Origin of the sequence: Salinisphaera orenii subsp. orenii MK-B5 (genome assembly GCF_003788635.1) — a bacterium.
Lineage (GTDB): Bacteria > Pseudomonadota > Gammaproteobacteria > Nevskiales > Salinisphaeraceae > Salinisphaera > Salinisphaera orenii.
On sequence record NZ_AYKH01000041.1, the window covers coordinates 85340 to 105050 of the forward strand.

Here is a 19711-nt window from a genome sequence, read left to right on the forward strand (position 1 = left end):
CCTAATCAATTTTCAGGAGGCGCTTGGCGCGGGCTCGCATGAAGGGTCAACAGGCTCTGGATCGGCTCAGCCGTTCCGGCGCCGCCAGGCCGCGGGCGGCAGGCCGTGCCAGCGACGAAAGGCGCGCTGGAACGCGCTCTGCTCCGAGAAGCCGAGCCGCAGGCCGATATCGCCGATCGACAGCGAGGCGTCGCGCAGGTGCCGCTCGGCGAGCCGGCGGCGGGTGTCGTCCACGCATTGACGAAAGCCGGTGCCGGCGTCGTGCAGCTGTTGCTGCAGGCTTCGTTCGCCGAGGTTCATGGCGGCGGCGGCATCGGCCAGGCCGGGCGCGCCGTGGGCCAGCCGCGCGGCAATCCAGTCCTGCAGCGCGGCGACCAGGGCATGGCTGTCGTGCCGGGCCTGGCGGGTGTCGACCCGGGCCGCGAGCGCTGTGGCGAGCACAGCATCCGGCGAGCGCAGCGGCGCGGCAAGCAGCTCCGAGTCGAAGCGCAGCCGATGGCCGGGCGCCTCGAAATGGACCGGGCAGCGGAAAAAGGCCCGATAGACGGCGGGATCGCCCTGCGCGCGGTGCCGGAAGCTGACCGCGATCGGCGCCCGGTCGCGCTGGCTGGCCCAGCGGGCGAAACCCACCCAGGCCGCGAAGGCTTCTTCCACCAGCGCCGGCATCGTGGGCTCTGCGTCACGCCATTCGATCGTCGTCTCGCCGTCGTGCTCGCTGATGGTGGTGCGGCCGGCGGCGTTGACGAGGTGGACATAGCGCGTCTGGAAGGCGATCGCCTCGCCGAGTGTGGCGCAGTGCACGAGCAGGCGGCCGAGCCCGCCCCAGCGTTCGGGGTGGACCGCCATGCCGAATTCCAGCCCCAGCAGCGGGTTGTGACTGGCCACGATCGCCGCCTGCAGCAGCCGTTCGTAGTGGCGCGCCTCGATCGCGCGTTCGGCGTCGGCGATATCGCGGGCGGCGAGCCCGGCGGCCTGGAGCAGGGCGTCGGCATCATGGCCGCGGGCGGCGAGATAGCCATGCAGTGAGCGCAGCATCGAGGCCGCGACGGTCGGCCGCGGTGTCGTGGCGGCGTGGTGTGTCATGTCGGCATGAGATCGGGCCGTGCGCGTCGAGTCAATTTTTGTGACTTCAGAATCCGATAGCCTTGGTCGCGACGGCACACGAGCGGCGGAGATCGGGCAATGCGGCGATGGAACGGCTGGGGCGAGGCGCGCCGCGAGACACCGCTGCCGGAGGCGGCGTGGGCGTTTCTCGCACAGCGGCTGGGCGAGGGCGATCGCGGCGGCGATGCGAGTCTGGCGTCGGCCTGCGCGGGGGTGCCGGCGGCCCGGCTGCCGGCCAGGCCGGGTTGGGACCGGGACGCCGAATCGCGGCTGCGCCACGCCCACGGCCAGAGCTTCGCCGACTGGGCGGCACTGCGTCACGGCGCGGTCGGGCCGTTTCCGGATGCGGTCGCCCGGCCGCGCGACCACGCCGAGACGCGGGCGGTGCTGGCCGCGGCCGAACGCGCCGGGGCGGTGGTCATCCCCTACGGCGGCGGCACCAGCGTGGTCGGGCATCTGCAGGTGGTCGACGACGGCCGGCCGGTGATCTCGCTGGACATGAGTCGCCAGGTGCGGCTGCTGGACATCGACCCGCACGACCGGCTCGCGCGAATCGCCGCCGGCGCGCCCGGGCCGCTGGTGGAGTCCCAGCTGCGGGCCCACGGCTTCGTGCTCGGCCACTATCCGCAGTCGTTCGAATACTCCACGCTCGGCGGCTGGATCGTGACCCGCTCCGCCGGCCAGCAGTCGCGCCGCTACGGCCGCATCGAGCACTGTCTCCACGGCGCGCGGCTGGCCTGTCCGGGCGGCGAACTCGAGGTCGGCGGGCGCGTGGCCTCCTCGGCCGGGCCGGACCTGCGCCAGCTGGTGCTGGGTTCGGAGGGCCGGCTCGGCGTGCTCACCGAGGCCTGCGTGCACGTCACGCCCACGCCCGAACACGAGCGCTTCCACGCGGTGTTCTTCGGCGACTGGGCGGCGGGGCTCGCCGCTGCGCGGGCGATCAGCCAGGCCGGGGTGGCGGTGTCGATGCTGCGTGTCTCCAACGCCGACGAGACCGATACCCAGCTGCGCATCGCCGGCCACGAGTCGGCCATCGCCTGGCTGCGCCGCTATCTCGGCTGGCGCCGCCTGGGCGACCGGCCGGTGATGATGCTGTTCGGCGTCACCGGCAGCCGGCGCGAGGCAGGGCGCGCGCGTGCCGATGCGCTGGCGCTGGCCCGTGCGGCCGGAGGCGTGGCGGTGGGCACCGCCCTCGGCCGCGCCTGGGCCGCCGGCCGCTTCGCCGGGGCCTATCTGCGCAACGGCCTGTGGGAGGCCGGCTACTGCGTGGACACCATGGAGACCGCGGTGCCCTGGTCGCGCGCCACCGCGACCGTGAGCGCCATGCAGCAGGCCGCCCACGAGGCATTGCACGCCCACGGCGAGCGCGCGCTGGCCTTCAGCCATCTGTCGCACGTCTATGCCGCCGGCTGCAGCCTGTACATGACCGTGATCTGGCGGCGCGGGCCGGACCACGCCACCGACATCGAGCGTTGGCGCCGGCTCAAGCGCGACGTCAGCCGGACGATCGTGGCCCGGGGCGGCACCATCAGCCACCAGCACGGCGTGGGCCGCGACCACGCGCCCTATCTGGCCGCCGAAACCGGCGCCTCGGGGCGGCGATTGATGCGGGCCGCGCTCGCCGAGCTCGATCCGGAGGGCATGATGAACCCGCACAAGCTCTGGGAGGACGATCATGTGGGCTGAAGGCTGGCGCGAGGACTTCGCCGAGGCGGCCGCGGACCGCTGCTTCGATCTCGTGATCGTCGGCGGCGGCATCACCGGCGCCGGCGTGGCGCTGGAGGCGGCCCGCGCGGGGCTGTCGGTCGCACTCGTCGAGCAGAACGATTTCGCTTCGGGCACGTCGAGCTGGTCGTCCAAGCTTGTGCACGGCGGCCTGCGCTATCTCGCCGCCGGCGACTGGCGGCTGACCCGCGAATCGGTGCGCGAGCGCCAGCGCCTGATGCGCGACCTGCCGGGCCTGGTCGACCCGCTGGACTTCCTGCTGCCGGTCTATGCCCACGACCGGCCGGGGCGCATCAAGCTCGGCGCCGGGCTGGCCGCCTACGACCTGATGGCCGGCAAGCGCTATTCGCGTTATCTGCGCCCGGACGACCTCGCCTGGCGGATGCCGGATCTGAACCGTGAGGCGCTTACCGGCGGCTTCGTCTACCGCGATGCCGTGACCGACGACGTGCGGCTCACCCTGCGCGTGCTCATCGAGGCGCGCGCACACGGCGCGGCCGCGGCCAATTACGTGCGCGCCGAGGCGCCGATCCTCGAGAACGACCGGGTCGTTGGCATCCGCGCGGCCGACCGCATCACGGGCGATACCTTCGCGCTCCGCGCCCGCGCGGTGGTCAACGCCACCGGACCGTGGAGCGACGCGCTGCGCGCGCAGGTCGACGGCGCGCCGCAGCTGCGGCCGCTGCGGGGCTCGCACTTCGTCTTTCCCTTTCACGCCCTGCCGGTGGCGCAGGCGGTCACGCTCTTTCATCCGGACGATCGGCGGCCGCTGTTCGCCGTGCCCTGGCAGGGCGCGACGGTGTTCGGCACCACCGATCTCGACCACGACGCGCCGATGGACGCGCCGCCGGTGATGAGCGCGGCCGAATCGGCTTATCTGATCGCCGCGGCGCGGCACTATTTCCCGGACCGCGAGCTCGCCGCGACGGATGCCCTGTCGGCCTTTGCCGGCGTGCGCCCGGTGGTGGCCGGGCAGCCGGGCGCCTCGGCCTCGGAGGAATCGCGGGAGTCGGCCATCGACGTCGAACGCGGCTTGATCACCGTCACCGGCGGCAAGCTCACCACCTTCCGCGTGACCGCGCATGACGTGCTCGCCCGCGTCGGGGAGGCGCTGGGGCGGCGTGCCGTGGCCGATCCCGCGTCGCCGATCGTCCAGCAGCGGCTGCCGGGCGTGGCGGTGGATGCCGCCGGGCGCCGCGCCTCCCGCCACGGCCCGGCGTATGCGCGGCTCGCGGCCGCGCCCGACGACGAGGCCCGGGTGGGCGTGACCGATTACTGCCGGCGCGAGCTGCGCTGCGCGCTCGCCTTCGAGGCGGTCGAGCATCTGGACGATCTCATGCTGCGCCGGACCCGCGTAGGCCTGCTGCTGCCCGATGGCGGCGCGGCCGAGCTGGCGACCATCGAGCCGCTGTGCCGCGCCGCGCTGGGCTGGGACGCCGCGCGCTGGGCCGAGGAGCGGGAGCGCTATCTCGCCCACTGGCGCGCGGTGCACGCTCCGGTATGAGCGCGCGCGATCGCGTGCTGGCGATCGACGTCGGCACCCAGAGCGTGCGGGCGCTCGTCTTCGACGCCGCCGGCACGCTGTGTGCCCGCGCCCAGGTCCCGATCGAGCCGCCGTACCACGCCCCCGAACCGGGTTGGGCCGAGCAGGAGGCCGAGGTGTTCTGGCAGGCGACGGTCTCGGCCTGCCGGGCGCTGGCCGATGAGCCGCAAGCGGCGGTCGATCGCATCGCCGGCATCGCCCTGACCACACAGCGGGCGACCACGGTCTTCGCCGCCGAGGACGGCACGCCGCTTCGCCCGGCGATCTCGTGGTTGGACCAGCGTGAGGCCGCCACCGTGCCGGCGCTGCCGGGACACTGGCGCGCGGTCTTCGCGCTGCTCGGCCTCGCCGGCACGATCGAGCGCTTCCAGCGCGCCGCGCCGGCGAACTGGCTGGCCGCGCATGAGCCGACATTGCATGCCCGCACCACGCGCATGCCGCTGCTGTCCGGCTGGCTGGTTCATCGCCTGACCGGGCGCTGGCGCGACAGCGTGGCCGCCCAGGTCGGCTATCTGCCGTTCGACTATCGACGCCGGCGCTGGGCGAAGGCGGGGGACTGGAAATGGCGGGCCATCGCGGCGACGCCCGGGCAGATGCCTGAACTGGTCGAGCCGGGCGGCGTGCTCGGCGAGGTCAGCGACGCGGCCGCGCGAGCGCTCGGCCTGCCCGCGGGGCTGCCCGTGTTCTCGGCCGGCGCCGACAAGGCCTGCGAGGTGCTGGGCGCCGGCGCCGTCACGCCGGAGACCGCCTGCGTGTCGCTCGGTACCACCGCGACGCTCAACACCTGCCGCGCGGATTACCGCGAGGTCACGCGCTTCGTCCCCGCCTATCCGGCCGCCATGCCTGGCGCCTACACCGACGAGATCCAGATCTATCGCGGCTTCTGGCTCGTGTCCTGGTTCAAGCACGAATTCGCCGTCGACACCGTCCAAGCCGCGGCCGCCGCCCACCGCAGCGCCGAAACGCTCCTAGACGAGGCCATCGCGCCGATCCCACCCGGCAGCGACGGCCTGTTCGTGCTGCCGACCTGGTCGCCCGGGGTGCGCGACCCCGGCCCCGAGGCCCGCGGCGCGATCGTGGGCTTTACCGACGTTCACGGCCGCGCCCACGTCTATCGCGCCATTCTCGAAGGCCTGGCCTACGCGCTGCGTGCCGGGCGCGAGCGCATCGAACGCCGCACCCGCACGCCCGTGACGCGCCTGCGCGTGGCCGGCGGCGGCTCGCAGTCGGACGCCGCCATGCAGATCCTCGCCGACGTCTTCGGCCTGCCCGCGCAGCGCAGCCACACCCACGATACCAGCGGCCTGGGTGCGGCCATCAACGCCGCCGTGGGGCTCGGCTGGCACCCCGACCACACCGCGGCCGCCCGCGCCATGGTCCACGATGGAGCGCGGTTCGAGCCGGATCCAGACACCAGCCGCCGATACGACCGCCTGTACCACGAAGTCTATCGCGGACTGTACCCAGCCCTGGCGCCGACGTTTCGGCGTATCGCCGGCCAGTACGCCGGTACGGGATTCCGTCGTGCTGCCGACAACTGGGATTGAAACGATTGATAGACCACGCGTGAGTTTAGGGCCAGGTTGTTGGCCGCAGGCTAAATCACAGACGGAGATGCCGCGTGTTGATCGACGAAACACGCCGTCTGTCGTCAGCGTAGTTATCTGTTGACCTAATCGAGTGGCGGCTTTCCACCCAAAGCGGACCATCCCAGTCAGCGATCGGCACCCACGCCAAGCCTTTCGAAATTGACTTGACGGGCAGTCGTATCAGGCACCCTTAATTCGATGTGGTTTGATGCCCAGCGAAACAGATGCTCGGCGGCGACGCTCGCCAGGATTTGCTCATTCAGTGAATACAGTCGCCAACGGTTCAAACCGTATCGGTCACCCACTACAGGCAAGCATGAACCTCCACCAAAATTTACCAGCACCGAGTCGGTCCGATTTGAACTTGCACCGCCCGCGACTGGATAGGCGCTGGTGACGGCGCATCGCGTATGTCTTGTTGCTACCGTATTTACGCGTCGCAAATTGAACCTGAAACGACATGGCTGAGACTGGACTAACGATCGGAAAACTCGCGGCGGCCGCCGGCGTAAATCTGCAAACTGTGCGCTATTACCAGCGACGCGGATTGATCGATCAGCCGCCCAAACCGTCCACTGGCTATCGTCGCTATCCGCGCGCGACCGTTGACCGCATTCGTTTCATCAAGCGCGCGCAGGGCCTGGGTTTCAGCCTTGACGAAATCGGCGACTTGCTGATTTTGGGTGACGGTCATTGCGATGACGTACGCCGCGTTGCGGAAAATCAGCGTGCCTTGGTGGCAGCCCGCATTGCCGATTTAACGGCGATGCAGGACACGCTGGATGGGCTGATCGATCGCTGCCGGAACGCGCAAGTGTCCAATCATTGTCCGCTGATCAAGACGCTGTCCCACCGCGACTGAAATAACTCAGCCAGCCCTTGACACGGTACCTGAGTACCGCGTTTAAGCTGCGCTTCGTCCGATTATCGAACCGGCACGGAGCCTTTTCATGAACGACCCCACGACCGCGACCGGTCGCACCACCTGGGCCCAGATCGGCGCCGTGCTCGCCGCGGTCGGGGCTTCCCTGTGCTGTGTAGCGCCGGTGTTGTTGATATCGATCGGTGTCGGCGGCGCTTGGATGAGCTCGCTCACTGCACTGGAACCGTATCGGCCGATATTCGTTGTTATCACGCTGGCGCTGCTGATTTTTGCCGGTTGGCGGCTGTATCGCTGCGGGCCGAGTTGCGATTCCGATACAGCGTGCGCCCGACCGGCGGTCAAGCGCCGTCAGCGCCTCATTTTCTGGCTGCTCGCATTACTCGTCACGGCACTGCTCACCTTTCCCTGGTACGCGCCGGCTTTTCTCTAAGGAATGATCGTCATGGTTCGAAAACAACGCATGATTTTAGTGGCAACCATGCTGCTGGTGGGCACGGTCTGGATACAAGGCGCTTTTGCGGCGGCTGAACGGACCGTAACGCTTGCGGTGGATCATATGACCTGCGCGACCTGTCCCTTTGTGGTGCGCAAGGCGCTCCAGCAGGTCGACGGCGTCGACACGGTGCGCGTGGACTACGAGTCCAAGACCGCCACGGTCGCCTTCGATCCGGAGATTGCTTCGGTCTCGGACTTAACCGCGGCCACGACCCGCGCTGGCTATCCGTCCAAGCCAAAGGAGTAATACCACATGGACCGCAATAAAAAGCTGTTCGGTGTGGGCATTGCAGGCACCGTTATCGCGGCGCTGTGCTGTTTCACGCCGGTGCTGGTGATCCTGTTCGGCGTCGTCGGTCTTTCTGCGCTGGTGGGCTATTTGGACTATGTGCTGCTGCCCGCGCTGGCCTTTTTCCTGGGGCTGACGATCTACGCCGTTTATCGGCGTAAGAAAATGGCCTGCTAAACCCGACCGATCCGGAACCCAAATGAAACGCATACTCGCTATTCACGGCATGACCTGCGCGCACTGCGCCCAAAGGGTCGAGGACGCGCTCAATGCACTTCCTGGCGCAAGCGCTGTGGTGTCCTATGCCGAGCGCCGTGCCGAAGTCCAGTTGGATGACGGCACAGATGAAACCACGCTGATCGAAGCGGTACAGGCCCAAGGCTACGATGCCCGCAACTGGGACGACGAATCTTCGCTTGCCCAGTCTTCACGGGTCGCGGGAGAAGACGAAAACCGCCATATCGCGATCATTGGCAGTGGCAGCGGCGCGTTCGCGGCTGCCATCCGCGCCGTTGAGGCAGGGGCGCGGGTGAGCATGATCGAGTCGGGCGACATCATTGGCGGCACCTGCGTCAATGTGGGCTGCGTGCCATCCAAGATCCAGATTCGCGCCGCCGAACTGGCCCAGCACCAACGCCACAACCCGTTTGACGGGTTGGCAGATTGCAAGCCAACGATTAATAGGCCACGCCTGCAGCGCCAGCAGCAGTCCCGGGTCGAAGAACTACGCGCGGCCAAGTACCAGAAAATACTCGACGATAATCCATCGATTACGCTGCGCCGCGGGCGGGCCCACTTCGAAGATGCGCATACGCTAATTGTCACGACACATGACGGGTCCGAAGATCGTTTGGTGGCCGATCGCATTCTGATCGCTACCGGGGCTTCCCCAACGATCCCACCGATACCGGGCCTGGCCGACACGCCGTATTGGACGTCCGATGAGGCGGTTTTCAGTCCGGACACGCCCGAGCACATCATCGTCATCGGCGCCTCTGTCGTTGCCGTTGAACAGGCTCAGGCGTTCCGCCGTTTGGGTTCGAAGGTCACAGTCCTGGCCCGCAGTACGCTGCTATCCAGCGAAGACCCCGCGCTCGGCGAGGGCCTTGCCGCGGCCTTCCGCGCCGAAGGAATCGACGTACGCCAGCACAGCCTGGCGCGTTCCGTACATTTTGCGGCAGGGCAATTCACGCTCGACACCGACGACGGCCCGATCCAGGGCGACCGGCTGCTGGTGGCAACGGGCCGCGCCCCGAACACCCGCGATTTGGCACTAGACAAGATCGGGGTGGTGACCGATGAACGCGGTGCGATCAGGGTTGATGCCTCGCTGTGTACCAGCGCCGAGCATATCTATGCCACTGGCGATTGTACGACGCTGCCCCAGTTCGTCTATGTGGCCGCCGCCGGCGGCACCCGCGCGGCCGTCAACATGACCGGCGGTCGAGCGCGGCTGGATCTGTCCGCCATGCCGGCAGTGATCTTCACCGATCCACAGATCGCGACGGTGGGGTTGGATGAACGCCAAGCCCAAGCGCGCGGCCTCGAGATCGAGACCCGTTCTTTAGGGTTGGAACATGTACCACGTGCGCTTGCCAACTTCGAGACCCGCGGATTCGTCAAGCTGGTTGCCGAGGCGGCCAGCCATCGTCTACTCGGAGCTCAAATCTTGGCTCCCGAAGCCGGCGAGATGATTCAGGCCGCTGTATTGGCCGTCCACCACGGCATGACCGTTGAAGCCTTGGGCGATCTGTTGTTTCCTTATCTGGTTCACGTGGAAGCGCTCAAGCTCTGTGCCCAGACTTTTACCAAAGATGTCGAGCAGCTGTCCTGCTGTGCTGGGTGACTGTCGCCGTTAGCGATCGGTTGATCGATCGAGCCGTTGTTCGTCTACCTCTTTAAGTTCGGCGCGAGGCGAGCCTCGCAGCGCTGGATTCGCCATCAAGTCTTGGGGTATTTTCGCGTGACCCGATGTCTTTGATTGGGGCACGACCCAATACAGACCTGCAAAGATCGGTTCACCTAGTTTGCCCCTGATGTATGCGATTCAAGCACAAGGTTCACGTCGCATGCGGGGCCCACAGAATGATCGCTGCGCCGGCAAGACAAACCACTGCGCCCAGTGCATCCCAGGCGTCTGGCGCGTGCCCTTCTATAGCCCACATCCAAAGGATTGAAGCGACTATATATAAGCCTCCATAGGCAGCGTAAGCGCGTCCTGCTTGATCAGCGGGGCTGAGCGTTAATAACCAAGCGAACGCCGCCAGTGAAACCATGCCCGGAAAAAGCCATAGCGCACTATTCCCCGATCGGAGCCAAGACCAGAACGCGAAGCAGCCGGCGATCTCAGCAAGCGCAGCGCAGGTATAGACCACAAGTGTCGGCATGAGTGACCAGCAGATTTGCTTTTGGCGATGCAGTTTAACGCGAGCAAACCAGCACTGAGCGTTCACGAACTAGGCTGAACTGAAAAACTGTTCGAATCCCGAAGGCGTGTCATGTCGATGCGTGTGCGATAACAGCGCATTAGTGAGTTCGGAAGCTCCGAGAGCGTCTGCTTTGGCGGATAGCGGGCTATGGAACCCCGCGTGTCTTCGCCTCGACACCGCTCATCCGTTGCTCGCCGCGCATTGCGCCTGAGCCTCCTCTCGCTCGCAGGTATTCCGCCGCTTGCCGGTTTCGTCGGCAAACTCGCGCTGTTCGTCACCACGATTGAACCCGGCTACGCTTGGCTGGTGCTGTTGCGTCGTGCGATCGAGGATCGCCTACGGCCCGTCGATGTGGAACAGGCCCTGGCGGTGAGCCGGCGCACGGACTGGATGGCCGAATGCCACTACTGGTTTAGGGCGCCAAGACCATCTTCCCGGTTCGCGGCTCGGCACTGACCAAATATATCGGCGTCTGGCTTGTAGACCGACGTCCGCACCGCGAACAGCCCGAGCACCGAATCAAACAGATTGTCTTGTGAGTAGGGATTGCCGGCAATCCGGGTGAGGCAGCCGCGATCAAGGCCGAACTCGGACGAGAACCAGGCCAATGCAGGAACGTGGGTCTGCACCGCCGGTGCGAGCGCGTAGGGAAAGCCGTGCAGGTAGAGCCCGTTCTCGCCCAGCGACTCGCCGTGATCGGAGAGATACAGCAACGCGGTGGCGTCCTGGTTCTGCCGCGCATCCTGTTCCAGCAGGCCGATGATCTGGTCGAGCACGTGGTCGGTATAGACAATCGTGTTGTCGTAGGCGTTGATGATCGCCTGCCTATCGCAGTCCTGCGGCAGGTTGCTTGAACACACGGGCGTGAAGCGCTCGAAGCGGTCGGGATAGCGTTTGTAGTATTCCGGGCCATGACTGCCCTGCTGGTGCAGCACCACAAGCAGATCGCCCTTGGCGCCGTCGATCCGGTCCTGCAATCCCTGCAGCAGGATCTCGTCGTGGCATTCACCGTCGCCGCACAACGCGGGGTCGTCCGCGTTGGACAAATCCTCGCTGGGCACACGGGCACAGACGCCCTTGCAGCCGGAGTTGTTGTCACGCCAGAGCACCTCCACGCCGGCATGTGCGAGGACATCGAGCAGGCCTTCGGTATGGCGCGCCTCGTACTCGTCGTAATCGCCGCGATCGAGCCGCGAGAACATGCAGGGCACCGATACCGACGTCGACGTGCCGCAGGAGGAGAATTCCGGGAAGTTGATCAGATCGCGCTTCGCGAGCCGTGGATTCGTGTCCCGCGCGTAGCCGTTGAGCGAGAAGTTGGCGGCACGCGCCGTTTCGCCGACCACCAGCACGACGACACGGCGCGACGTTCCGACCGGGCGTTGCTGATGGGCGTCGCGACCGAGCGGCGCCACCGGCGTGTTGGCCGCTTCGGCGGTCTGCATCGCCGTATCCACCGCGGCATAGAGCGGATAGGTCGGGTTGATCAGATAGCGCAGCTCACGATGCTCGCGCAGGACCAGCGAGAAGTCCTTGTAGTGCGCGTATACGCTGACGCCCAACACGCCCACCGCGAGCGTCACGGTGAGCGCGCGAATGCCCAGCTCGCGCCAGAACGGTCGATAGCGGATGCGCCATGCCAGGACCACAAGCGACGGCAGGACTGCGGTCAGCAGCAGATGGCCGATCAACCGTGCGCTGAGCAGGCCCGACGCCTCGCCGCTGTCGGTCTCGAGCACGTTGTGGATCATCGTGTCGTCGATGACCACGCCGTAGACGTTCATGAAATAACTGGCGAGCGAGGCGATGAACAGCAACACGACGATCGCCGGCTTGAACAGATAACGCAGGCCGAACAGCGATACCAGCAGCACGAAGAAAGCGAGCATGGCCGCCGCCAGCGACAGGCCGAAACCCAGATTGCGGGCCATGCCGATATCGGCTGCCGCGATCACCGCTTTCCAGAACGCGCTATTCAGAAAGATCGCCAGAAACGCCGCGACCGCGAGCGTCAGACCAGCCGTGCCGCTTTCCGGACGCGGCAGCGCAAGGAGAAAACGACGCAGGCGTGAAGAGGATTCGGGCGTGGTCGACGACATGGGCAGCGTGCTCGCGAGCGGATGGACCTGGAAGGCCAATCCTTGCGCGCGCGCCGTGTGCCGCCCGTCCTGCTGCCGTGGGTATTGCGTTAGTTCGGGCGGATCGCCGCCGGAAACGCCCGACTAGTGGAAACGCAGATCGAACCGGGTGCCGGTACCGAGCGTGCTGCTGACATCGACCGTCCAGCCAAAGCGCTCGCTGATGCGCTTGACCAGATACAGCCCCAGACCCTGGCCCCGGCTGTGGGCACCGCGAAAACGTCGATCGAACAGGCGCGACAAGGCCGCCGGCGCGATGCCCTTGCCGTGGTCGCGAATCGTCAGGCAGCCACGATCGAGTACGATATCGATCCGTGCCGTACCGCCATGCTCAATGGCGTTGCGCAGCAGGTTGTTGACCACCGACAACAGCATGCTCGCGGGCGCCGACACCTCGGCTTCGCCGCGCGCATCGAACCCGATCTCGGGACACGGCTGAGCGGCGCCGGCAAACAGCTCCTGCTGCATCGCAATCGCTTCGCGCACCACCGGGCTGACCGGCGTAATACAACGCTCGTCGGTCTCCTCGCGGGCAAAAAGCAGCAGCGACTCGATAAGCTCGTGCATGCGCGCGGTGGCCGAGCGCGCCCGCATCAAGCGCGTGCGCGACTTGGTCGACAGGCTCTCGTCGGCGGCCATCAGATCGATCGAACTGATCGCGGTGGCCAGCGGCGTGCGCAGTTCATGGCTGGCGTCTTCGGTAAACGCCTGCTCGCGGGCGACGAACGCATCGAAGCGGTCCAGCACGCTGTCGAACGCTTCGACGATCACGTCCAGCTGTCGATCACCGGTGGCGATACGCAGCTGTGGGCGCTGCTGGCCGGGCACCACCCGCGATACGCGTTCGGCCAGCCCGCGTACCGGCCGCATCACCAGCTGCGACAGCCACAACGCCAGCGTCACGGCCAGGAACAGCGCGCCGAGGCCGACCACCCAGGCCACGCCAATCAGCTCTTTTTCCAGCCGTTCGACCGGCGTGAGATCGAGCAGCAGGTACAGACTCTTGTCGCCGATATCGCGTCGCGTGGCGCCGTATTCGTACTCGGCGTCCGGCACCTCCACCTCGTGCGAGCGTCCGTCGGGCAGATGCGCCAGCGATGGCGGCAGACTCGCCGTGTCGCCACGCGGCACGACGAACACCTGCAGCCCGGGCTCGGTAACCTGCAGCAGCGCCGGGTCTCGCTCGTACAAGGCCGCGATCCGGTCCATGTCGCGCGCCAGTTCGCCGTGGATCATGTCGTCTTCGAGCACGTCCAGGAACTCGGACACGGCATAGACAAAACCGCCGAGCACGACGAACACCAACGCCAGCGTGGCGAGCAGAAAACGTGGCCGTAGCCCCAGCCGTGGCAGCAGCCTAGAGCGACTCATCGTCCGCCAGTCGGTAGCCAATGCCGTGCACGGTCTTGAGCAGCTTGGTCGGAAACGGCTTGTCGATAATGCCCCGCAGCTGGTGGATATGGCCGCGCAACGCGGCCTCGCTGTCGGGCGGGTCGTCGCCCCAGATGGCGCGCTCCACGGTGGCGGTCCGCACCACCGCAGGCGATGCGCGCATGAGCAGCTCCAGCATGCGCATCCCGGTCGGGGTGAGCGTCAGGCGCCGCCCGCCGCGGCGCACGATCAGGGTGCGCAGATCGAAGATCAGGTCCGAAACCACCAGATGATCTGTGGCGCCAGCCGCGCGGCGCACCAACGCCTTGAGCCGCATATGCAGTTCCTGCAACGAAAACGGCTTGGTCAGATAGTCGTCCGCCCCGGTTTCGAAGCCGGTCAGGCGATCGCGCAGGGTATCGCGGGCGGTGAGCATCAGAATCGGCACGTTGTTACCGGCATCCAGGCGCAGCCGCTCGCACAGCGATAGCCCGTCGAGGCCGGGCAGGCTCAGATCCAGAACCAGCACATCGTAGCTATTGACTACCGCAAGATGCAGGCCGGTCAGGCCATCGCCGGCATAGTCGACGATATCACCCTGCTCTTCACAGTATTCGCCGATATTGGCTGCCAGATCGTCGTTGTCTTCCACGATCAGGATATACATGACGTCAGGCTCCAGCGTTCTGGGGAGCACGGCAAGCCGTGCCGGGCGGCAGGCGGGTCGCCGCGAATTCGGAATCGTTATCGGCCAGCAGGGGCACGAACGCCAACCACTCGGCCAGTTCGCGCCGTCGCTCTCGCGGATAGATCAGCAGGGTCGCCGCGGTTTGTCGACCAATCCAGTCGCAGACCGCATCGAGCGCCTCGGCGCCCTTAACCGGGCGGTCGAGATAATAAGAGTAGTGGGCCGCATCGATATCCCAGACCACCACCGGCATACCGGGATCGACACGCGGCGACAGCGCCTGGACGAAGGTCAGCTCGTCGTAGCGCGCGCTGCTCCACAGGCTGGGCACCGCGCCACCCTGGAACAACCCCAAGGCGAAGGCCACTGCCACCAGCGCTGCAGCAGCCGGCGTCTGGCGTCGCCGCAGCGCCCATCCGGCGCCACCGACAAGCAACACCCCGGCTGCAGCTACCGGCAGCGCAGCCAGCCCGGCTTCATAGATCAGCCAGCCAAGCGCCACGCCCACCACCGCGATCACCCACGCGACACAGACTCGCCCCCAGGAAATCCGGACCGCCGCAGCCGCCAATAGCAACATCGCCGGCGCCAGCCAGGGCAGCATGTAGATCTCGCGGTACTGCGGCCCGAGCGCGAACGCCAGCATGGCGAACACGATCGTGAAGGCGAGCAGCCCTGCCGCCCCACGTCGATCGCGCCAGGCAAGCAGCACCGCTGCCGGCAACAACAACGCCCACGGCAGCCAAAGCATCGGTGCGCGCAGAAGATAGAACGGCGTGAATAGCCGTAACGGATCGATGGTGAGCAACGCGCCGGACAGCTGCGAGTCGCCCAGCGTCTGGCCACCAATCGCCTGACGCAGCAGCAGATACCACGGCACGACCAGCGCGAGCACGATCAACAAGCCACGCACGGGACGCAGTCGCCGCCAGAGATCGACCGCGCGTTCATCGCTCAGCACCGCGTGCAATCCCAGGCCGAGCAGCAGAATGAGCGGCGCCTGCGGCCCCTTGGTCAGCGTCGCGAGTCCGACGAGGACCCACAGCGCCCAGGCCCATCGTGCCTGCGTGGCCAGGCTCGCCTGACGGCTGCCGACCCAGGCCGCGAGCACGGCCGTGGTCCAGAACGCATAGAGCATGTCGGGCCGCGCGTTGTGGCCGTACTTGAAGGCCGCCAGTGAGGCCACGCACAGCAGCCCGGACAGCATCCCGGTGCGGCGATCGAACAGCCGCGTGCCGATCCAGAGCGCGAGCAACGCCACGCCCATCACGGCCAGTACCGAGGGCGCGCGTGCGATACTCGCGCCGATATGGTCCTGACCGGCGAACGTTGCCATACCGGCCACCAGCCAATAGCTAAGCGGCGGCTTGGTCAGCCGGTATTCGCCGTTCAGGCGCGGCACCAGCCAATCGCCGCTTTCGAGCATGTTCTCGGCGGTCTGGGCGACATAGATCTCATGGCTTTCCAATGGAATCTCGCCCATGCCTCGGCTGGCCACGGCCATCGCGAGCAGCGCGATGACGATCACTGCCACCCATGCCCCCGGCGCTCCAGCCGGTAATCGAAATCCCACGCTCATGTCCCGGCCGGCGACGATTCGGCCCGCCCCGCGCGAATGAGATAGAGGTTGCGCGCATAGATGAACACGCCCGTGCTCTGGCCGAGAATGAACACCGGGTCGGCGCGATAGATCGCGTAGGTGAGCAGCGTGACTCCGCCGGCGATGCTCAAATACCAGAATGCGACCGGAATATGGCTCTGGCGCCGGCGTTCGCTGGCGATCCATTGCACCAGAAAGCGGGCCGAGAACAGCGCCTGCCCGACCAGGCCCAGCCCGATCCACACGATGTCCTGGGTCTGTAGCGCGTCAAACATCATCCACCTCATATTCGATACGACAGGCACGCCGCTGCAGCCAGTACACGCCGGCCATATCCAGCAAACCGGTCCAGAGCCGGTTGCCCACGCCGTATTTCGACCGCCCGGCGCGCCGCGGCCGATGCGCCACCGGCACGCTGATCACCTGCGTGCCCGCGCGTACGAACAGCGCCGGCAGAAAACGATGCATATGCCGAAAACGCGGCAGCGCGAGAAAATCATCACGGGCGAAGACCTTGAGACCACAGCCCGTATCCGGGCAGCCGTCGCCCAACAACGCGCCGCGCAGGCCGTTGGCCACGCGCGACGACAGTCGTCGCAAGGCACTGTCGTTGCGTTGGCGGCGCCAGCCGACTACAAGACAGCGGCCGGCGTGTGCCTGCTCTCGATACGCGTCGACCAGGCGGGCGATATCGGCCGGCGGATTCTGGCCATCGCCGTCGAGGGTCGCGATCAAGGGCGCGCGTGCGGCATGAATGCCGTTGGCCAGCGCCGCGCTCTGGCCGCAGTTCTGCGGCAGGCGCACGACACGCAGCGCGGCGACCCGCCCGGCGGCAAGTGACAGCACGGCCGCCGTATCGTCGGTCGAACCGTCGTCTACGGCGATCAGCTCGTAGTCGATCTGGCCGGCGAGCGCACGATCAATCTCCGCAAGCAGCGCGGCTACGCTGTCCTGCTCGTTGTAGAAGGGGATGACCACGGCCAGGGACGGCGGCGTACGGCAGTCGCGATTAAGCAAACGCTTCGATCCTCGTGCGTGCCGCCCCACAAGGAGCGGCACGCTTTAGTATTTACGTTGTACCGAATTATCGACAGCGCAGGTCGCGTGACCGTTGGCATTGCGTTTGTTTTTCGTTGGTTCGTGAATTCTGCAGCGATCTAGACCGCGTACGAGCGGTCCGACGCCGTGGTGACGGCATACCCACGTTTTCCGCACGCGGCCCGGGCCAGGCTCTTTAGGGTTAGCCGCTTCCAGGATTCGTTGCCATGTCCAAACCCGCCCACGCCGATCGTCGAACGGCTGTCGGTCATCCCGCCTGGACGCCACGTCCCTGGCAGGACGACCCGTTATTCGTCTGCCCGTTGCTGGCGCTGGTGCTTGGCTTGTTGATCACCCAGGGGCTCGATCTCGATCGCTACTGGGCCGACCTGCTGTTCCGGCTGGAAGGCGACGACTGGGACTTGCGCTATGCCTGGCTGACATCGCGGGTGCTGCACGAATACGGTCAACGGTTCTCCATCGCCTGGGGCGTGGGCCTGCTCGCACTGACCGCGGTGAGCAGCTGGAGCCAACGGCTGCGCCCCTATCGGCGCGGGCTCGTCTGCCTGTGCATCGCGGTGATCACAAGCCTGCTGCTGGTGTCGCTGGGCAAGCATATGCTCGCGCTGCCCTGCCCCTGGGATCTGTCGCGCTATGGCGGCGACGTCGCCGGCGCGGCGGTTTATGCCCTGCACCCCGGCGAAGTCGGCGGCTGCTTTCCGGCCGGCCATGCCGCCGGCGGCTATTGCCTGTTCGCGCTGTTCTTCTTTGCCCGTCAATATCCGCTGGGCCGGGCGATCTGGTGGCTGGCACCCGGTATCGTGGTCGGCATCACCTACGGTTTCGCACAGGAGCTGCGCGGCGCGCATTTCCTGTCACACGACATGGTCAGCGCGGGCCTGTGCTGGTTCGTGAGCTATGCGGTCTTTCGTATCGGATTCGCCAAGGCGAGCGACCGCGTCAATCAGAGCTGATGTGAATAGAACTCTCTTAAGGTGACCCAGGACTATCTGGGAAAACGAGGGAATTAGAGCTCTCTATTACTTCACGTGTAAACCATCGCCGGACTTGCGCCGAGTTTTTTTCATTCCCTTCCCTGGGCGTGCTTCGCCGCCAAATTAATCTGGGAGTCGACGTGAGCCTGCTTCGCGGCTTTCAAATACCACAAAGTGGAATCCACGTCATTCTGGGGCGCCCCATTCTGGAGCACCCCAATCGAGTAGCGGCCCATCTAGAGGCATCGCAAGCTAGCCGAATCGATGGTGACAAGGTCCGCTTCTGGCCGATAGCTGACGCCCCGAAAGCCGAGTTATGGAAGACATCTGAAATAGCATATCGCCTGCTAAGCGGAGGCGATTAGACGTGCGGTTCCCGCTCTCGCCGGGAACGAATCGCCGCGGAAACACGCTCGGCCAGTACGGATAGCATTGCCGCAATGAACGGATTGACCGAGAAGCGGAAGCGCTGGTTTTCGTCGACTTCGAAGGCGTTGCCGATGACGCTGACGTACATGATGTTCAGCCACAGGAAGATGAGCGTGGCTTCGGCGGTGGAGATGCGCCGTCGCATGGCGCAGCGCACGAGCAGCACCAGGCCGAAGCCGACGGCCAGTGCGTAGCCGAGGGCGATGAGGACGCCGATGTGGCCGGGCTGCAGGTCGAAGCCGGGCTCTTCGGGATAGACCGGCTGACCGGCGAGGACGAGCGAGAACGCCCGGCTGTAGGGGGCGATGTCGGCGCGGTTGTCGGCGAGGAAGGGGTAGTCGCTGGAGGGCCGCAGGAACATCAGCCAGGCGGTGCCCATCGAGCGCAGATAGGCCTCTGGGTGCCGGCGTAGCGAGGCCATGGCGTCGTCGAGCGCCTGCTGGGAGACCTGTGCGTAGCCGATGTGATTGAAGTTGACGTGGCCGGTGGACTTGCGCCGCTGGTCGAGCACCGCAATGCCGGTAGGCTCGAGGTCGTCGAATATCCACGGATAGGCTTCGGGCGGTTTGAACGGCGCGTCGTGCAGGGCCATTTCCGACAGCGCGCCGGCGGCGACCAGCCGTTCGCGTTCGTCGTGATCGATGGCCAGCGTCGTGAGCTTGGACAGGCTCATGCCCATCCAGTCGGAGGTCGCGAAATGCCCGGTAATCGCGAGGTTCTTGCCATAGAGCGCGAATACGATCAGCAGCGGGATGGCGGCCGCGGCGAACACCTGGCGGCGGTGGCCCGGCAGCACCAGCGCACAGAAGAGCGCCAGCACCACGAACCATTGCCACTGGAACATCGAACGCAGATAGATCAGCGCCGCCATGGCCGCGAACAGGGCGCAGAGCCGGCCGAAGGCGGGACGTTCGATGCAGGCGTGGAACAGCCACGCGATCCCGCCGAGCAGGACGAGGATCGGCAGCGTGTAATAGGGAATGGCTTCGTAGAGCACGAGCGCCGGGGTCAGCATGAACACCAGCGCCGTCGAGAAGGCGATGGCCACGCGCACGCCCAGCCGCCGCATCAGCGCGTAGAGCAGCAGCACGGTGGCCAGCGCCATGGCGCTGTACAGACAGCGAAAGAGCAGCGCCAGTACCGTGTCGTTGCCGCCCGTCTTGAGCACCAGGCCGAGCATCAGGTTGTACAGCGGCGGCTGCCCCGGCATGTAGAACAGGCTTTCGAGCAGGTCGTGGCGCAGCAGGACCGGGTCGAGAATCTGCCAGGAGGTGTCCAGCGGCCGCAGGTCGAAGCGCACGCCCGCGGCGCGAAAGGCCAGCCGCGAGATCGCGTAGAGCGCGATCAGCCAGAGGACCGGGCGGGCCCCGGCCCGGCGCGCGGGTGCTGCCACGG

18 protein-coding genes are annotated in these 19711 nt (G+C 66.5%); 9 read left to right on the forward strand and 9 right to left on the reverse strand.

All coding sequences use genetic code 11. The features are described from left to right. Positions 1–66: 66 nt before the first annotated feature. Positions 67–1083: an AraC family transcriptional regulator gene (locus SAOR_RS14255; protein WP_123632014.1), complete on the reverse strand. Its 1017-nt coding sequence runs from the start codon at positions 1081–1083 to the stop codon at positions 67–69. Between the two features lie 99 nt (positions 1084–1182). Here SAOR_RS14255 and SAOR_RS14260 point away from each other — a divergent pair, with 99 nt between their 5' ends. The 8 genes from SAOR_RS14260 to merA all read left to right on the forward strand — a co-directional run bounded on the left by SAOR_RS14260 (position 1183) and on the right by merA (position 9474). Further along, complete coding sequence (locus SAOR_RS14260) at positions 1183–2790, forward strand: FAD-binding oxidoreductase (RefSeq protein ID WP_123632015.1); 1608 nt, start codon at positions 1183–1185, stop codon at positions 2788–2790. Continuing rightward, positions 2780–4333 (forward strand): glycerol-3-phosphate dehydrogenase/oxidase, encoded by a 1554-nt coding sequence (locus tag SAOR_RS14265; protein WP_123632016.1) that lies wholly within the window; start codon positions 2780–2782, stop codon positions 4331–4333. Before SAOR_RS14260 ends, SAOR_RS14265 begins: the two co-directional genes overlap by 11 nt. Then, on the forward strand, positions 4330–5919 hold the full coding sequence (locus SAOR_RS14270) for an FGGY-family carbohydrate kinase (RefSeq protein ID WP_123632017.1): 1590 nt from the start codon (positions 4330–4332) through the stop codon (positions 5917–5919). Before SAOR_RS14265 ends, SAOR_RS14270 begins: the two co-directional genes overlap by 4 nt. Positions 5920–6421: 502 nt before the next feature. Continuing rightward, complete coding sequence (gene merR / locus SAOR_RS14275; RefSeq protein WP_123632018.1) at positions 6422–6823, forward strand: mercury resistance transcriptional regulator MerR; 402 nt, start codon at positions 6422–6424, stop codon at positions 6821–6823. Positions 6824–6911: 88 nt separating this feature from the next. After that, positions 6912–7274: a mercuric transporter MerT family protein gene (locus tag SAOR_RS14280; RefSeq protein ID WP_123632019.1), complete on the forward strand. Its 363-nt coding sequence runs from the start codon at positions 6912–6914 to the stop codon at positions 7272–7274. A gap of 12 nt (positions 7275–7286) precedes the next feature. Then, positions 7287–7586, forward strand: a complete 300-nt coding sequence (locus SAOR_RS14285; protein WP_342782595.1) for a cation transporter — start codon at positions 7287–7289, stop codon at positions 7584–7586. Between the two features lie 6 nt (positions 7587–7592). Next, complete coding sequence (gene merF, locus SAOR_RS14290; protein WP_123632020.1) at positions 7593–7805, forward strand: mercury resistance system transport protein MerF; 213 nt, start codon at positions 7593–7595, stop codon at positions 7803–7805. 22 nt (positions 7806–7827) lie between these two features. Next, positions 7828–9474 carry a mercury(II) reductase gene (merA, locus tag SAOR_RS14295; protein ID WP_123632021.1) on the forward strand — a complete coding sequence of 549 codons (1647 nt, stop codon included), beginning with the start codon at positions 7828–7830 and terminating at the stop codon, positions 9472–9474. Between the two features lie 214 nt (positions 9475–9688). Here merA and SAOR_RS14300 read toward each other — a convergent pair whose 3' ends face one another. The 7 genes from SAOR_RS14300 to SAOR_RS14335 all read right to left on the reverse strand — a co-directional run bounded on the left by SAOR_RS14300 (position 9689) and on the right by SAOR_RS14335 (position 16871). Next, positions 9689–10015 (reverse strand): YnfA family protein, encoded by a 327-nt coding sequence (locus tag SAOR_RS14300; RefSeq protein WP_123632022.1) that lies wholly within the window; start codon positions 10013–10015, stop codon positions 9689–9691. Positions 10016–10461: 446 nt separating this feature from the next. Further along, complete coding sequence (locus SAOR_RS14310) at positions 10462–12195, reverse strand: phosphoethanolamine transferase (protein WP_221180009.1); 1734 nt, start codon at positions 12193–12195, stop codon at positions 10462–10464. An 84-nt stretch (positions 12196–12279) separates the two neighbouring features. Continuing rightward, positions 12280–13566, reverse strand: a complete 1287-nt coding sequence (locus tag SAOR_RS14315) for a sensor histidine kinase (RefSeq protein ID WP_123632025.1) — start codon at positions 13564–13566, stop codon at positions 12280–12282. Beyond that, a complete protein-coding gene (locus tag SAOR_RS14320) occupies positions 13553–14233 on the reverse strand; it encodes a response regulator transcription factor (protein ID WP_123632026.1) in 681 nt (226 codons plus the stop codon). Before SAOR_RS14320 ends, SAOR_RS14315 begins: the two co-directional genes overlap by 14 nt. Positions 14234–14237: 4 nt before the next feature. Next, positions 14238–15788 (reverse strand): ArnT family glycosyltransferase, encoded by a 1551-nt coding sequence (locus SAOR_RS14325; RefSeq protein WP_185015706.1) that lies wholly within the window; start codon positions 15786–15788, stop codon positions 14238–14240. 41 nt (positions 15789–15829) lie between these two features. Beyond that, a complete protein-coding gene (locus tag SAOR_RS14330; protein WP_221180010.1) occupies positions 15830–16129 on the reverse strand; it encodes a lipid-A-disaccharide synthase N-terminal domain-containing protein in 300 nt (99 codons plus the stop codon). Next, positions 16122–16871 carry a glycosyltransferase family 2 protein gene (locus tag SAOR_RS14335; RefSeq protein WP_185015707.1) on the reverse strand — a complete coding sequence of 250 codons (750 nt, stop codon included), beginning with the start codon at positions 16869–16871 and terminating at the stop codon, positions 16122–16124. Before SAOR_RS14335 ends, SAOR_RS14330 begins: the two co-directional genes overlap by 8 nt. A 248-nt stretch (positions 16872–17119) precedes the next feature. Between SAOR_RS14335 and SAOR_RS14340 the strand changes: the two genes are divergently transcribed. After that, positions 17120–17866 (forward strand): phosphatase PAP2 family protein, encoded by a 747-nt coding sequence (locus SAOR_RS14340; RefSeq protein WP_123632029.1) that lies wholly within the window; start codon positions 17120–17122, stop codon positions 17864–17866. 382 nt (positions 17867–18248) lie between these two features. Here SAOR_RS14340 and SAOR_RS14345 read toward each other — a convergent pair whose 3' ends face one another. Further along, positions 18249–19709: a glycosyltransferase family protein gene (locus SAOR_RS14345; protein ID WP_123632030.1), complete on the reverse strand. Its 1461-nt coding sequence runs from the start codon at positions 19707–19709 to the stop codon at positions 18249–18251. Between the last annotated feature and the right edge of the window lie 2 nt (positions 19710–19711).